The sequence below is a fragment of the Rhizobium sp. P38BS-XIX genome (assembly GCF_012641435.1).
GTDB lineage: Bacteria > Pseudomonadota > Alphaproteobacteria > Rhizobiales > Rhizobiaceae > Rhizobium.
Genome location: NZ_JABAIJ010000010.1, coordinates 60,589 through 73,513 on the forward strand (window position 1 = coordinate 60,589; position 12,925 = coordinate 73,513).

General features: G+C 57.4%; 16 protein-coding genes. 7 read left to right on the top strand and 9 right to left on the bottom strand.

What is annotated here, in order from left to right; genetic code table 11:
* Entirely contained in the window at positions 1 to 849 is an 849-nt protein-coding gene (locus HGP17_RS26500) for a sugar phosphate isomerase/epimerase (RefSeq protein WP_168813552.1), read from the top strand.
* Positions 850 to 1,206: 357 nt separating this feature from the next.
* On the top strand, positions 1,207 to 2,142 hold the full coding sequence (locus HGP17_RS26505; RefSeq protein WP_168813553.1) for a GGDEF domain-containing protein: 936 nt from the start codon (positions 1,207 to 1,209) through the stop codon (positions 2,140 to 2,142).
* 45 nt (positions 2,143 to 2,187) lie between these two features.
* On the opposite strand, the gene HGP17_RS26510 is transcribed toward HGP17_RS26505, so the two are convergent.
* Positions 2,188 to 2,601 carry a hypothetical protein gene (locus HGP17_RS26510; protein WP_168813554.1) on the bottom strand — a complete coding sequence of 138 codons (414 nt, stop codon included), beginning with the start codon at positions 2,599 to 2,601 and terminating at the stop codon, positions 2,188 to 2,190.
* Positions 2,602 to 2,751: 150 nt separating this feature from the next.
* Positions 2,752 to 3,657, bottom strand: coding sequence for an AraC family transcriptional regulator (locus tag HGP17_RS26515; RefSeq protein ID WP_168813555.1), 906 nt, complete (start codon positions 3,655 to 3,657; stop codon positions 2,752 to 2,754).
* Between the two features lie 96 nt (positions 3,658 to 3,753).
* Between HGP17_RS26515 and HGP17_RS26520 the strand changes: the two genes are divergently transcribed.
* From HGP17_RS26520 to HGP17_RS26530, 3 genes are all read left to right on the top strand, one after another.
* Positions 3,754 to 4,506, top strand: coding sequence for an SDR family oxidoreductase (locus tag HGP17_RS26520; protein WP_168813556.1), 753 nt, complete (start codon positions 3,754 to 3,756; stop codon positions 4,504 to 4,506).
* Between the two features lie 236 nt (positions 4,507 to 4,742).
* A complete protein-coding gene (locus HGP17_RS26525) occupies positions 4,743 to 5,171 on the top strand; it encodes a nuclear transport factor 2 family protein (protein ID WP_168813558.1) in 429 nt (142 codons plus the stop codon).
* A 168-nt stretch (positions 5,172 to 5,339) separates the two neighbouring features.
* Positions 5,340 to 6,668: an epoxide hydrolase family protein gene (locus HGP17_RS26530; protein ID WP_168813562.1), complete on the top strand. Its 1,329-nt coding sequence runs from the start codon at positions 5,340 to 5,342 to the stop codon at positions 6,666 to 6,668.
* 94 nt (positions 6,669 to 6,762) lie between these two features.
* Here the strand turns inward: HGP17_RS26530 and HGP17_RS26535 are convergent, their stop codons facing one another.
* Both HGP17_RS26535 and HGP17_RS26540 read right to left on the bottom strand, forming a co-directional pair.
* Complete coding sequence (locus tag HGP17_RS26535; RefSeq protein WP_168813565.1) at positions 6,763 to 7,215, bottom strand: hypothetical protein; 453 nt, start codon at positions 7,213 to 7,215, stop codon at positions 6,763 to 6,765.
* Positions 7,216 to 7,332: 117 nt separating this feature from the next.
* The gene (locus tag HGP17_RS26540; protein WP_168813567.1) at positions 7,333 to 7,518 is read right to left on the bottom strand and encodes a hypothetical protein; all 186 of its coding nucleotides are present in this window, start codon (positions 7,516 to 7,518) and stop codon (positions 7,333 to 7,335) included.
* Between the two features lie 369 nt (positions 7,519 to 7,887).
* On the opposite strand from HGP17_RS26540, the gene HGP17_RS26545 reads away from it, so the two are divergent.
* Positions 7,888 to 8,604, top strand: a complete 717-nt coding sequence (locus tag HGP17_RS26545) for a Crp/Fnr family transcriptional regulator (RefSeq protein ID WP_168813569.1) — start codon at positions 7,888 to 7,890, stop codon at positions 8,602 to 8,604.
* Positions 8,604 to 8,906, top strand: coding sequence for a hypothetical protein (locus HGP17_RS26550; protein WP_168813571.1), 303 nt, complete (start codon positions 8,604 to 8,606; stop codon positions 8,904 to 8,906). The genes HGP17_RS26545 and HGP17_RS26550 overlap by 1 nt, the downstream gene beginning before the upstream one ends.
* A gap of 6 nt (positions 8,907 to 8,912) precedes the next feature.
* On the opposite strand, the gene HGP17_RS26555 is transcribed toward HGP17_RS26550, so the two are convergent.
* From HGP17_RS26555 to HGP17_RS26575, 5 genes are all read right to left on the bottom strand, one after another.
* On the bottom strand, positions 8,913 to 9,626 hold the full coding sequence (locus HGP17_RS26555; RefSeq protein ID WP_168813573.1) for a Crp/Fnr family transcriptional regulator: 714 nt from the start codon (positions 9,624 to 9,626) through the stop codon (positions 8,913 to 8,915).
* 372 nt (positions 9,627 to 9,998) lie between these two features.
* Positions 9,999 to 10,517, bottom strand: a complete 519-nt coding sequence (locus HGP17_RS26560) for a sigma-70 family RNA polymerase sigma factor (protein WP_168813574.1) — start codon at positions 10,515 to 10,517, stop codon at positions 9,999 to 10,001.
* 357 nt (positions 10,518 to 10,874) lie between these two features.
* On the bottom strand, positions 10,875 to 11,483 hold the full coding sequence (locus tag HGP17_RS26565) for a general stress protein (RefSeq protein ID WP_168813576.1): 609 nt from the start codon (positions 11,481 to 11,483) through the stop codon (positions 10,875 to 10,877).
* A 24-nt stretch (positions 11,484 to 11,507) separates the two neighbouring features.
* On the bottom strand, positions 11,508 to 11,819 hold the full coding sequence (locus tag HGP17_RS26570) for a PepSY domain-containing protein (protein ID WP_168813578.1): 312 nt from the start codon (positions 11,817 to 11,819) through the stop codon (positions 11,508 to 11,510).
* 493 nt (positions 11,820 to 12,312) lie between these two features.
* Positions 12,313 to 12,921 (bottom strand): DUF2026 family protein, encoded by a 609-nt coding sequence (locus tag HGP17_RS26575; RefSeq protein ID WP_168813580.1) that lies wholly within the window; start codon positions 12,919 to 12,921, stop codon positions 12,313 to 12,315.
* Positions 12,922 to 12,925 lie beyond the last annotated feature (4 nt).

The following is a 12,925-nucleotide window of genomic DNA, read 5'->3' on the forward strand; positions in this document are numbered from 1 at the left end:
ATGGAAGGTTTTGGCGTTCACACGAGCATGTGGACCATGAATTGGGATCGGGCCGGCGCTGAGCGAGCGGTCGCCGCCGCCGTCAAATACGAGGTGGATTTCATCGAGATTCCGATGCTGAACCCGCCGGCGGTCGACACCGCACACACGAAGGCGCTTCTGGAAAAGCATCGACTGCGTGCGGTGTGCTCGCTCGGCCTTCCGGAAAGCGCCTGGGCGTCGGTGCGTCCGGACGCCGCCATCGAGCACCTGACGGTGGCGATCGACAAGACGGCCGATCTCGGCGGCGAGGCATTGTCCGGTGTCATCTATGGCGGCATCGGCGAAAGAACCGGCGTTCCACCGACGCAGGCTGAATATGATAATATCACCCGCGTGATGGCGGCGGCGGCAAGACACGCCAAGAGCCGCGGCATCGAACTGGGGGTCGAAGCGGTGAACCGGTACGAGAACCATTTGATCAACACCGGATGGCAGGCCGTCGAACTGATCGAGCGTGTCGGCGCGGAAAATGTCTTTGTCCATCTCGACACCTATCACATGAACATCGAGGAAAAGGGCGCGGCCAACGGCATTCTGGCTGCCCGCGATCATCTGAAGTACATCCATCTTTCGGAAAGCGACCGCGGGACGCCCGGCTATGGCACCTGCGATTGGGATGAAATCTTCGCCACCCTGGCGGCGATCGGCTTCAAGGGCGGTCTTGCCATGGAGAGCTTCATCAACATGCCGCCCGAGCTTGCATACGGTCTTTCGGTCTGGCGACCCGTCGCAAAGGACGAGGCCGAAGTCATGGGCAATGGCCTACCGTTTTTGCGAAACAAGGCAGGACAGTACGGCCTGATCTAAGCTCGCACTGACGATTCCGTATCGGGATGCCGTCGAAAAGGGCGGCCTCTGGCGCTATGACCTATTACACGCACGCGATCACATCAGCGTTCGCGTGCTTCTTCGTGTGAATTGTGTCGCTCCTCCATCAGCGAAGGCGGATCGCAGCCGCAGCGAAGCGGTCTTCGGGCAACTTCACAATTTCTGTTGCTTGTTTAATTTAGCATCCGCTTTCATTTCCTGGTTTGTAGGCCCTTACGCTATCCGCGCCTTGGAAGGGCGCTTAGTTGCCTAAAATCCTAGATAAATTCGTAAGGGACCAATAAGACGAGAACGGCATTTTCCGCTTCCGCGAAGGTAGACACGGAGGAATTTTGAATGCGCCTGTCCAGATTTAAAGTGATGCTGAATTCTTCGCTGACCGCCAAGATTTTTTCCATCTGCTTTCTGTCTGTCCATGTGCCGCTCCTGGCACTTGTCGTTTATCTTTTCATGGGTCTGCAGGCTGACGCGACGCTGGTTTTTCTGATCGTCCTGGGCGCAACTCTCGTGGGAACGGCCTTTTGTCTTGCATCGATGTGGATGCTCATCAGCCCGTTGCGCGAAGTGGCGGGCATCGTCGAAACCTATCGGTCAACCGGGACGGTCACGACCGCTTATAGCAAACGCCGCGATGAAGTCGGTATCGTCACGAACGGTGTGTCGCAGCTTGTCAGCGAGCTCAACTCGACGCTGCTGCAGCTTCGCCGTCAGAGCAATACCGACGTGCTCACGGGGCTCGGCAATCGCCGTTGGCTGAATGAAATCGCCGGTTTGGAACTCAATCGTGCTGCTCGTGAGCAAAGAGCGATCTCGGTCATCGTTTTTGACCTCGATCATTTCAAAGGGATCAACGACAAATTCGGCCATGATGTCGGCGACCAGGTGCTGATGGCAACCGGCGCCACCATCCAGCACTGCCTGCGCCCCTATGATATTGCCGCGCGGATCGGCGGTGAGGAGTTCTGCCTCGTTCTGCCGGGTACCGATATCGACGCCGCACGATCCATCGCCGATCGTTTAAGGACGCAGCTCGAATCGAAAGCCATCGGGCCCCTGCCGAGGGGGCGTGTGACTGCGAGCTTTGGCGTCTATCGCGGAGATCCCACTCGCGAGACATTGAAAGCGATGCTGACTGTGGCCGACCGCAAACTTTACGATGCCAAACATGCCGGGAGAAATGCCGTCCACTCCGAGGTTGCCTATTCCATCCGCAATGCATCGGTCACCCCGCAGAAGCGTGGCAAAAGGCGCTTTAACCTGTCACACGAATAGGCCTGCCAATAAGAAGGCCGATCCTCACAGGTCTTCTTACCTCTCTCAGCGCATGCCATCTCTCATGGCCGCGCTGAGAAGCGGTCTTGCGGCGATCACCATGAGGCCGAGCGGCACTCGACGAAGCAGCTTTCCCGTCATGAACGCCACGGCTGCCGCTCCGGAGAGCTTCAGCCACGGATAAGAACCGAGCTGATCATGCGCGCAGGCATCGACCCATCCGATATTCGTGCGCGTAACCACCTCCGCCTGATGACGGATCGCCTGCAGACGGGCACGGATGATGGCGATTTCCGTTTGCACCTCGTTTAACTGTAGGGCAAAAGCCTCGCGGGCGCTGCTCTCTTCATAGATTGCCGCATTGACCTCGACGGCAACGGCCTCCTCCGGAATGATCACCACGGTTTCGACCTGGGGTTCACCGTCCGAGTTGGCGGGTGTGATATCGTTTCGTTCCATCGCGACTATTTCCCTCTGCTGGACGGCCGATTGTGGGACCTGAAGCATTCCCGTTGACAGATCATGGAAGGAACTCCTGCCCAGGCTCGAGGTTCCCGAAACCACGGGCGGGGATATTGTATCCTGGATGGTGATGGCGCCCATCGGGACTTAATCGTTCAGTTGCATCCGCGCATATCGGGCGGGCGGCACTCCGGCATGGCGGGCAAAGGCGACGCTGAAGGTGCTTGCCGATCCATAGCCCACCCGCTCCGCGACCTGATCGATCCCCAGCTCGCGCTTGTTCAACAGTTGTTTGGCGAGCGCCATCCGCCAGGCCAGCAGATACTCCATCGGGGCAAGGCCGACGGTGCGGCTGAAGCGGCTAAAAAAGGCGGAACGGGATAATGACGCCTCGGCTGCGAGTTCCGCGATGGTCCAGGGGTGCTCCGGGCGAGCGTGCAAGGCGCAGATCGCCGCCGCCAGCCGTTCGTCCGCAAGTCCGCGGCTCAGGCCCGGTGTCGCGGCGGTTCCCGTGCCGCAGCGCAAGGCTTCGATGAGCAGGACCTCCAGAAGTCGTTCGAGCACGATCTCTCTGGCTGGTCGCCGGGCATGCGTTTCTTCTCCGACCAATTGCATCAGCGTCACCAGTCGCGGCTCGTTCCTGACGAGCACGACTTTCGGCAGCAGAGAAACCAGAAGTGCTGCATCTGGCGAACCGAAGCTGCAATGCCCGATGCGCATCCGCAAGTCGACAGGACCATCTTGCGGCCCCACGCGAAAATGGCTTTGGCTGACTTGCCTTGGGTTCGTGGTAGCCTGTCCCGGCGGCGCTCTCATGCTTTCGCTGGTCAGGTCGCGCATGGCGGGCGCAAGGACAAAATCGCCGGCTTGCAGGGTCATCGGTTCATGGTCACTGAACGTTACGCGGCACTGTCCTTCGAGAACGGCGCAATAGAATGGTTCGCCGGTCGACTCCCGATGAATGCGCCATGACCCCGCGCACTCCACCAGCTTGGAATAACGAGCGGCCGGCTGCAGCAGGGTGACGATCTCGGCAAGTGGGTCAATGGTCATGATCAGGACTGACGCTAAAGAAATGAGGACTGCAGAATATATAAAGTCTTTCGCCGTCTCCCTACCATAGGGTCGTTCATTTTTTTGGAGATCCTCATGCCCACCATATTGATTACAGGTTGCTCATCCGGCTTTGGCCTGGACACTGCGAAACTATTCTTAGATCGAGGCTGGAACGTCATCGCCACCATGCGCGCGCCGAATGCCGAATTGCTACCGGCGTCCGATCGCTTACGGATATTGTCGCTGGATATCACTGATGCAGAGAGCATCGCCAAGGCGGCTGCAGCGGCAGGCGATGTCGATGTGCTTGTCAACAATGCCGGCTTCGGCGCGCCGTCTCCAATCGAGTTGACGGCTCCCGAAACGATCAACGACCTCTTCGCGACCAATACGATCGGAACTCTCGCGCTGACGCAGGCAATATTGCCGCAGATGCGCGCTCGTCGGGCCGGTGTCGTCATCAATGTCACTTCGACGGTTACCCTGAAGCCATTGCCGGTGGTCGGTGTTTATCGGGCGAGCAAGGCGGCGGTGAATGCGTTTACCGAGTCATTGGCGGTCGAGATGAAGCCTTTCGGCGTGCGCGTCCACATCGTTCTGCCGGGCCGTTCGCCGGAAACACGCTTCGGGGCCAATGCTCGCCCGCATCTGCGCGGTCTGGACGACCCGGATTATGCGCCGTTGATCCAGCAATTCGTGGGGATGGTTCAGGATAGTTCAGGGCCTGTGACTTACGGGCAGGATGTCGCCGAGGCAGTTTGGCATGCGGTCACAGATCCTGCCGCACCCCTGTGGATCCCGGCCGGTGCGGATGCCGAGGCCTGGATGGCTGAGGCGGGCCGATAAAGTTGTCGGAAGCCTCAGCGCAATAGGCGGCCTACCTAGTCTTGCAGGGTGAGGCCAACGCTCTCGTCACGAAGGCGCGTTGGCCTCCTTCGCAATCGAACTCGAAGCAGGGCCCGAAAGGCGGATCCCCGCGCTATCGAGCCTATATATTAGCTGCTGCGACAGAACTATTCCGGCAAGCGCGCGTTGATCTAGATGGATACAGTCTAGGACCATCAGCCAGCGCGAGATCAGCCATGCAACAGGCTATCCAGGATCTGTTTCAGCAATACGAGCGACAGACAAATGCTGCGCTCGCAGGGAAAGCCGATATCGTGGCGTTGTTGGAGCTTTACGACGATGTGTTCATCGGATCGTCGCCGACCGGTGTCATGACCGGAAAGAAAGATCAGGAATTCCAGAAGGCGCTGACGGCTGGCTTCGCCCGCAATTGCCAGATCGGCGCGCGGCGCATGGAAATAGAGGCCATGCGGATCGAACCGATCGATACGATCCACGCAGTCGTTCATGTCGATTGGCGGGCGAGGTATGAATTGGACGATGCACTGAGGACGATCGATTTCTCCAATGCCTATCTCACCAGAGTGGTCGACGGAAAGGCGCGTGTATTCGGTTGGATCACGGGTGACGAGGAAGCCGAACTACATAAACACGGCGTTATCTGATCGGCCGTTTTCGGTGCTTTGTTCGTCGGCTCTGTATTAACCGCTTCCCTTTCTACGATTTGATACATTTCCGGCTATTTCCGGAAACATGGCGGATACGTCGACCCGTCAAAACTCCTCCTGTCAGCGGACATCACAGTTCGCACCGCAACCACAGGAGAGTGTTTCATGACCCAGATCGATAAGGTTTCCGCTCGGTATCACCTCGCTCATCGAGCCCTGGCAATCGCTGTCGGCTCGATGATGCTCGGATATGTTTTGCCGGCCAATGCCGCAGACACTGCCTCCGGCGCGCCCGCCCAGAGCGCCGGCGCCGATGAAAGCATACGTCCGTTCAAGATCAACGTTCCGCAATCGCAACTTGACGACCTGCGCCGGCGAATTGCCGACACGCGTTGGCCCGACAAGGAGACCGTCAACGATATCTCGCAAGGCATCCAGCTGGCGCGTGTTCAGGAACTCGTGCGTTATTGGGGTACGGACTACGACTGGCGCAAGGCCGAAGCGCAGCTCAATGCCCTGCCGGAATTCGTGACGACGATCGATGGCGTCGACATCCAGTTCATTCACGTCCGCTCCCGCCATCCCAATGCACTTCCCGTCATCCTGACCCATGGCTGGCCGGGTTCGACTTTCGAATTCATCAAGACCATCGGGCCGTTGACCGACCCCACGGCCTATGGCGGCCGCGCCGAAGATGCATTCGACGTCGTCATCCCGTCGATCCCGGGATACGGATTCTCGGGCAAGCCGACCGATCTTGGCTGGGGGCCTGAGCGGACAGCGCATGCCTGGGACGTTTTGATGAAGCGGTTGGGCTACACGCATTATGTATCCCAAGGCGGCGATCATGGTTCGGTCATTTCCGATGCACTCGCGCGTCAGGCGCCGAAGGGCTTGCTCGCTATACATTTGAATATGCCCGCCACGATCCCGGCCGCGCTTGTAAAGCCCATCAATAACGGCGATCCGACGCCGGCAAATCTTCCTAAACCCGAAGCTGAAGCATTCCACTCGCTCAGCAGCTTCTTCGGGCGAAACGCTGCCTATGGCGCCATGATGGTCACGCGACCGCAAACCATCGGCTATTCGCTGTCGGATTCGCCGTCAGGCCTTGCCGCATGGATGTACGAAAAGTTTGCGCAGTGGAGCGATAGCGACGGCGTTCCGGAGCGGGTTCTGTCGAGAGACGAAATGCTGAACGATATCACTCTCTACTGGCTGACGAATTCCGGGGCATCGTCCTCGCGATTCTACTGGGAAAACAACAACAACAATTTCAGCGCCGATGCCCAGAAGACCCGGGATATCAAGGTGCCAGTATCAATCTCCGTCTTTCCGGGCGAAATCTATCGCGCGCCTGAAAGCTGGAGCAAGGCAGCCTATCCTTCGCTCTATTACTATCATCAGGTCGCAAAAGGCGGGCATTTTGCAGCGTGGGAACAGCCACAGCTCTTTTCGGAAGAGCTACGCGCAGCCTTCAAGTCTGTTCGCTAAACGCTGGAAGCCGAATGACGGTCGGATTCTGAGATCCTTCATATCGGCTTGAACACATCGGCACGATCGTCATCGAATGTGGTGATCGTGTCGATCAGTCCGGCTCTACGGGCCGGATCGTATCCACCGAGACCTGACCTTCGATGACGCCGCGCGATACGTCGGTGCGGTTGCGGTCGATCTCGATGACGGTATAAAGCTTGTCGTCTCTGAATGCGCTGGCATTCATGGTGGTCACGTCATCAGCCGGCGCTGAATCGACCTCCATGAAATCGAGTTCACGGCTCATCGCCACGATCCGCGCATCGCCGCTGGTTCTTGCTGCAACCACGATCACGCCATGTCCCGGTGAATTTGCCCAACGCGGATCGTCAGGGGCGGCGATAGGTTCCAGGCGATAGATGTTCAATGGTTCACCGCCAATACCCGAGGCACCGACGGCCGCCGCATCCGCAATCTGGGCTTTGCTTTCGACGGATAACCCGAACGTGTTCGAGGTTGTGGCGTTGTTAACGTCGTCATTGCCCGCTTTGGAAACATTCGACATATCAATCTCCTTGAGACTGGAATAACGACCCCGGCATTCAACTGTTCCTTAAAAAGGGACATTCGACGCGTATGGCGCTTTAACTGCAGGTCGTCCTGCTCAGCAATTGACGTGCTTTCAGCGCCATCGTGGTTTGCGCTCGATATTGTGGTGAAGTTCGGCGGCAGTAGCGAATGGACCAAACAGTTGAAGGAGCCTCCGCTCCTCATCGGCCTTCAAATTATGCCGCTTTGAAAACTCGGTGACCGACCAAACCTTGATGGAGATTTCGACCCCTGTTTTCGCCGGCTCAACGCGCTCCATGATGCCACTCCTACACGCTATTTATGATCGATGGGCACCAAACGCCGAACCGTGGTCAGTGTTCCCAATTCGCTGAAAAATTGGAGGAAATGTTTTTCCAATCCATCTTCGTCGCGTTAAAGTCGAGCAATCGCTTTCGGCGAGCGTCTGCTTGCACGCGATGTCGGCGACAGGATGTCGATACGGCGTATGCATCCTTTTGGGCGGGCCTTATTTCGTGGCTGCCACAATATGCGCGCCTCAGTCCGATAGCGTACATTTGTTGTATCGCTTTACGGACAAGAGTAGTCTGGCCACGTCTGGAGACTGGCCAGAGCTTAAACGGTAGGCGCGTTGCGTGATCCTGCCAAACCAGGAGGAAGCGCACGAATGCCAGCTCCCCAACAGTCGATGATGCAGAATAAGCTGTTGTCGATACTCCCTTCGCCGGACTACGAGCAAATTGCGCCAGGTCTGGAGCGTGTCGTGCTGCCGCGTGGCACCCTGCTTGGCGAAGCCGGCCAGCCGATAGATTATGTCTACTTCCTGACAACCGGCATCGGCTCGATCATCGCAACCACGCCGGAGGGGCGGCGTGCCGAAGCAGGTGTTTTCGGTTTCGATGGCTACGTCCCGACATCCGCCGTCGCCGGCACTGAATTCAACGCCCATGACGTCATCATCCAGCTGGATGCCGAAGCCTATCGGATGGATTACGACCTGTTTCGTCATTTCATGGAGAAGAACAGAAATCTGAACAAGCTGATGATCCGTTCGATCGAGGCATTCGCCGTTCAGTTGGCCTATACGGCGATTTCCAACGCGCTTCACGAAGTCAGCGAGCGATTGGCGCGATGGCTGTTGATGTGCCACGATCGTGTTTCCGGCAATGAGATCGCCCTCACGCACGAATTCATCTCCTTGATGCTCGCAGTCCGCCGGCCGAGCGTGACGACGTCTTTGCACGTGCTCGAGGGCAACGGGTTTATTCTGTCGCAGCGGGGAAACATCACAATCCGGAACCGACCGGCGCTAGAAGAGTTCGCTCATGATGCATATGGCAAACCGGAAGAGGAGTATAAGCGCCTGATGAAGGATCTCTTTTGATGTCGTTTGGAATCGCGCCGGCGGCATTCGCGGTAAACGTTGAAACCGAAGCAGCCCCTATGACCCGCTATTTTTTCCATATCCGCCGAAATGGCGAAACGGTCCCTGACCGGGAAGGAGACGAATTCGCCTCCGTCGATGACGCGCGTGTCAGCGCGCTCAGGGCCGTTCAAGAGCTCGTGGCTGCCAGCATCAAGAATGGTCAGATCGTGCCCGACGAATATATCGACGTGCAAAATGACGCAAATGAACCGCAATTCTCGATCTCATTTCATGATGTGGTCCGCGACCATCTGAAATGAGATCCGTCAGAAATCGCCGATCAGCCGGCGATATTCTTCCTCGGGCTTTCCGTAAGAGCTTCCGGCGAACTCCTCCATTCCCTTGCGGTCGCGGATGGTAATGCGACCGCGCTCTGCCCGAACGAGTTTCTTGCCCTCGAGAACATGCAGCGCCGTCGTGACACTCGGTCGCCGAACACTGAGCGTTGCGGAAATAAATTCATGCGTCAGAGCGATCTCGTCGCCGTCGACACGGTCGTGGCACATGAGCAGCCACCGGGCGAGGCGTTCATCGACCTGGCAATTGGCATTGCACAATGCGGTATAGGAAATCTGCGATGCAAAGGTTTGTATGAATCGCGCCAGCAGATTGGCGAAAACCGGATGTTCCGGCAGGGCCTGCAACAAAAGCTGCAGCGGCATGCGGAAGCCGTCACCCTCCACCTGCATGAAGACCTCATGAACACTCATCGTACCGCCGACACCGGCAGGCATTGGGGAAAAGCCCTCCCGCCCGAACATGCCTGCCTCTGCCCGCTGGCCGTCTGCGGAAATCGTGACCACCGACGCTATGCCGCTGCAGAGGAAGTAGACATCCTCTATCAGCCTGTCGGCACCGGCGATCGCAAAACCGCGCGCGAGATCGGCAGGTTCAAGCTGCTGGCGGATGCTTTCGAATTCGTCCTCGGGCAGGCGCGCTAAAAGCCGGTTTCTTGTTATTGAGCGCTTTAGATCAGGCATGGTTCTCGCTTGAGAGCGGGCATGAGATCGGGTCCTGACCGGCATGCCCTAAACTTCTTTGTATGGACAACGATTCTATAGCATCCCAGCATCCACTATGATTTTAGGTACGCTGGCGGACGCTCGCGCACTGGCTGTCGCCAAAAAGGATATTTCGTGCTGGGGGCGAAGCCCGTCGTCGGCGCGATAAGCGGTTATTTGCACAAGGTTTTATGGAAATATCTGTGGCTGGCCAGCCTGTTCTTTTGCGAATGCTAGTCAAGCTTAGGGGAGCGAACTGCCAGCTCTCTTCCGATTGGCTTGCCGGCGGGTTTAACGGTTTACTTAGCCTGCACATGTTTCTGCAGCCGGGTTACAGATGCATTGGCGACATTAATGGATGGATGCGGCGCCATGCAGTGAGCTTTCGCCCAACATTTCGACCAGAGCTGCCCTTGCCCGCGAGACACGGCTCTTGATCGTACCGATTTCACAGCCGCAACGCTGCGCCGCCCTTTCATAAGATACGCCGTCCACGATCATCAAAAGCGCTTCGCGCTGGTAGTTGGGAAGTCGATCGAGGGCGAGGCCGACTTCGGCGACGTAGATGGAATGCTGCTGGCAGGATGGAATGGCGATCTCGAAAAGTCTGTCATCCATTGCACGGAGCTGAACGCGCGTCCGCCGCTTGTAATCGGTCAGGAAGGTGTTTCGCATGATGGTGAAAGCCCAGCTCTTGAGACTGGTTCCGGGCGTAAAACTATCCAGATGACCGAGTACCTTGGTGACTGTCTCCTGCGTGAGATCATCGATATCAGTCTGATTGGAAACGAAACGCCGTGCAAAATTACGCAGGGCGGGGAGCAAGGCGATCAAATCGTTTTGCACAGAAGCTTGAGCGGTCGCGAGCATTTCATTTCCTCCTAAAATGATAAGAGAGCAATGCTCCTGAAGACCCGATGTTCCGCCGGTAAACCCGTTGGTACGCAAGCGGACAGTGGTGGTTTCCGATCGATCGGCTGAGGGCTGTTATCCAACTAACGATAGCGTGCGTGCGTGGAGCATGCCGTGCAGCCGTTTGCTCAAGCTGCGTGCTGAAAGATTGTTGCTGGTCGGAAATGGGTTAGTTGAGAATGATGGAGATTCGTGCCGTGGCGGCACTGTGCGTAGCGGGCCGATCGCTTCTCTTGTGCGGAAGGCTCGGCAAAACTGCGGGGTAGGGGAAAGACGGTGCCGGGCACATGTCAGCCCGGCACCGCGAATTCAAATCTAGGCTCGGTGCGCGAGATAGCGCTCCCGTTCCATAGCGATCTGCTCGTCCGTATAAGGATCCGCGCTCTCGTCAAAGCGGCTCCATCCCTCTTCAGCGTAACTTGCGCGACGTTCGCTGAGATTGACGAGGCGGTGGCTTTCGATGATCGACTGTGCCTGGGAGACACGATCGTCTTCGACGCGGGCCGTTACCAAGGATGCGCCTCTTCTGACGCTTTCGGCGTAAAGGTGGGCATCCTCCTCGGGAACACCTTCCTTGATCAGCGCGCCAACGACGCCGCCGACGGCTCCGCCCGCCACAGCACCGGCGACAGCGCCCGCGGCTGTTGCTGCCAGCCAGCCTGCGGCGACAACCGGCCCCACGCCAGGTATCGCAATCATTCCGAGCCCGGCGAGTAATCCGCCGGCACCGCCGGCCACCGCACCGATGCCGGCCCCCGTTCCGGCGCCTTCCGCTCCATAGCTGCCTTGTCCTTCGACATCGACGCCGTTTGCCTTGCGGGTCACGATGCTGATGTCGTTCGACGGTATGCCGGCATCCTCCAGCGATTTCACCGCCGAGCGGGCATCATCATAGCTGTCATAAAGTCCGGTCACTGTTTTCATAGCAAATCTCCTCGATTGGGTTGGTTACTTCGCCATCGTGACATTGCCCTGGAAATCCAGGGATACGGCTGCCGACTTGCCATTCTTGGAAGCGGTGGCACGCCAAACACCTTGGCTGTCCAGTTTCAAGCCTTGAATATTCTTGTAGCCGGCTTTTTCGATGTGCGACCTTGCCTGGCTTTCCGTGAAGCTGTTCTTTCCCGCAACGGGTGCTCCCGGATTGTTTTCGGTATCGATGGCAGGTGTCGTCTGCGACGTTTTAGGCGTCTCGCTCTGCGCAAATGACGAAGTCGCGAAGAGTAATGCGCCGAGCGAAGCAAGCATAAGCGTCTTCATGTTCAAACCTCCCTTGTTGGTGAGGTTCAAACAATGCCAACGGACCAATGTTCCCGGACGTATGGGGTGAGGATCGGATCAGCATCGAGCACATGCTGCGATGCGCGCATGTCCCTTCGGAGGGCGGAAGGATGAAAGATGTGGGGAGGCATGACCGAAAAAGCCGAGGCGGGCCTCAGACTGCGGTAGAAAACGGGTCAGTTTTCAAAGGGGTGGGCCAAACGCAAAACGGTCCAGTCTAGGGAAAAACTGAACCGTCTTTTGCTGGACTGGAGGTCAATCAAATTCAGCACCCTAATGATAAGATAACCTTAGTAAATGTCAACAGCTATATCTTGGCGGTATCGAGGACGCGTTTTATACCTCTTGTCGGATCAACAAGAGCTGATTTTCAGCTAGCGGGACAAGCCGGAACTCGTGACGACCGGCGCGCAAAGCCCATCAGTATCGTCGTAATGATCCACGCTTTTCCGGTCGGTGAATTGTTGTCCTGTTACCAGGCGCCGACCAGAGAATTGCCGACAAGCGGAACGGTCGTTGACTTGCCCGATTGATCGCGCACGGTGATTGACGATTGCATCTGCTTCGGAGATTTCCGAAACCAGTTCGTGGCGACGATGGCAAGGTCGCCGATCATGGATTGCTTCTTCCAATCGGCAAAGCGCCGGTTGGCGGCCTCGGGTTCCGACTGATAGAAGAAATCGCCCGATTGATTGAGGTCATTGACGGACGCGGCCATGGATGAGAGCGGCCGCTGGAACATTTTTGCTTGAAGTGCGAGGTCAGGAGCGCTTTCGCGAAAGGCGGGCGCCATGAAGTCGATTGCCCAATCGTTTGCCTCGACCCAGCAATGAAAGTTCTCTCCCGCACCCGAGACATAGCCGTCCGGGCGATGATCGGCGAAAAGAATGCGCTTCCCGTCAAGATTATAGGCGGCAAGCCCGCTCTTCGGCTTGGCCTTGAGCTTGTAGTGTTGCTCGAGAATGAAGGCCCCGAAGGTGCTGAAATACATGGAAGCCGTCGTGGGGTTGGCATTCTCGTTGATCAGCAGGCTGTTGATGACCCGATAAATCCGGTGGTAGTCGCTTTGCTTGATCAACATGGTC

Bases quoted from the DNA above. Each gene is read 5' to 3' on its own strand.
- HGP17_RS26500 (WP_168813552.1), top strand. From the start codon at position 1: ATGGAAGGTTTTGGCGTTCACACGAGCATGTGGACCATGAATTGGGAT.
- HGP17_RS26505 (WP_168813553.1), top strand. From the start codon at position 1,207: ATGCGCCTGTCCAGATTTAAAGTGATGCTGAATTCTTCGCTGACCGCC.
- HGP17_RS26510 (WP_168813554.1), bottom strand. From the start codon at position 2,601: ATGGAACGAAACGATATCACACCCGCCAACTCGGACGGTGAACCCCAG.
- HGP17_RS26515 (WP_168813555.1), bottom strand. From the start codon at position 3,657: ATGACCATTGACCCACTTGCCGAGATCGTCACCCTGCTGCAGCCGGCC.
- HGP17_RS26520 (WP_168813556.1), top strand. From the start codon at position 3,754: ATGCCCACCATATTGATTACAGGTTGCTCATCCGGCTTTGGCCTGGAC.
- HGP17_RS26525 (WP_168813558.1), top strand. From the start codon at position 4,743: ATGCAACAGGCTATCCAGGATCTGTTTCAGCAATACGAGCGACAGACA.
- HGP17_RS26530 (WP_168813562.1), top strand. From the start codon at position 5,340: ATGACCCAGATCGATAAGGTTTCCGCTCGGTATCACCTCGCTCATCGA.
- HGP17_RS26535 (WP_168813565.1), bottom strand. From the start codon at position 7,215: ATGTCGAATGTTTCCAAAGCGGGCAATGACGACGTTAACAACGCCACA.
- HGP17_RS26540 (WP_168813567.1), bottom strand. From the start codon at position 7,518: ATGGAGCGCGTTGAGCCGGCGAAAACAGGGGTCGAAATCTCCATCAAG.
- HGP17_RS26545 (WP_168813569.1), top strand. From the start codon at position 7,888: ATGCCAGCTCCCCAACAGTCGATGATGCAGAATAAGCTGTTGTCGATA.
- HGP17_RS26550 (WP_168813571.1), top strand. From the start codon at position 8,604: ATGTCGTTTGGAATCGCGCCGGCGGCATTCGCGGTAAACGTTGAAACC.
- HGP17_RS26555 (WP_168813573.1), bottom strand. From the start codon at position 9,626: ATGCCTGATCTAAAGCGCTCAATAACAAGAAACCGGCTTTTAGCGCGC.
- HGP17_RS26560 (WP_168813574.1), bottom strand. From the start codon at position 10,517: ATGCTCGCGACCGCTCAAGCTTCTGTGCAAAACGATTTGATCGCCTTG.
- HGP17_RS26565 (WP_168813576.1), bottom strand. From the start codon at position 11,483: ATGAAAACAGTGACCGGACTTTATGACAGCTATGATGATGCCCGCTCG.
- HGP17_RS26570 (WP_168813578.1), bottom strand. From the start codon at position 11,819: ATGAAGACGCTTATGCTTGCTTCGCTCGGCGCATTACTCTTCGCGACT.
- HGP17_RS26575 (WP_168813580.1), bottom strand. From the start codon at position 12,921: ATGTTGATCAAGCAAAGCGACTACCACCGGATTTATCGGGTCATCAAC.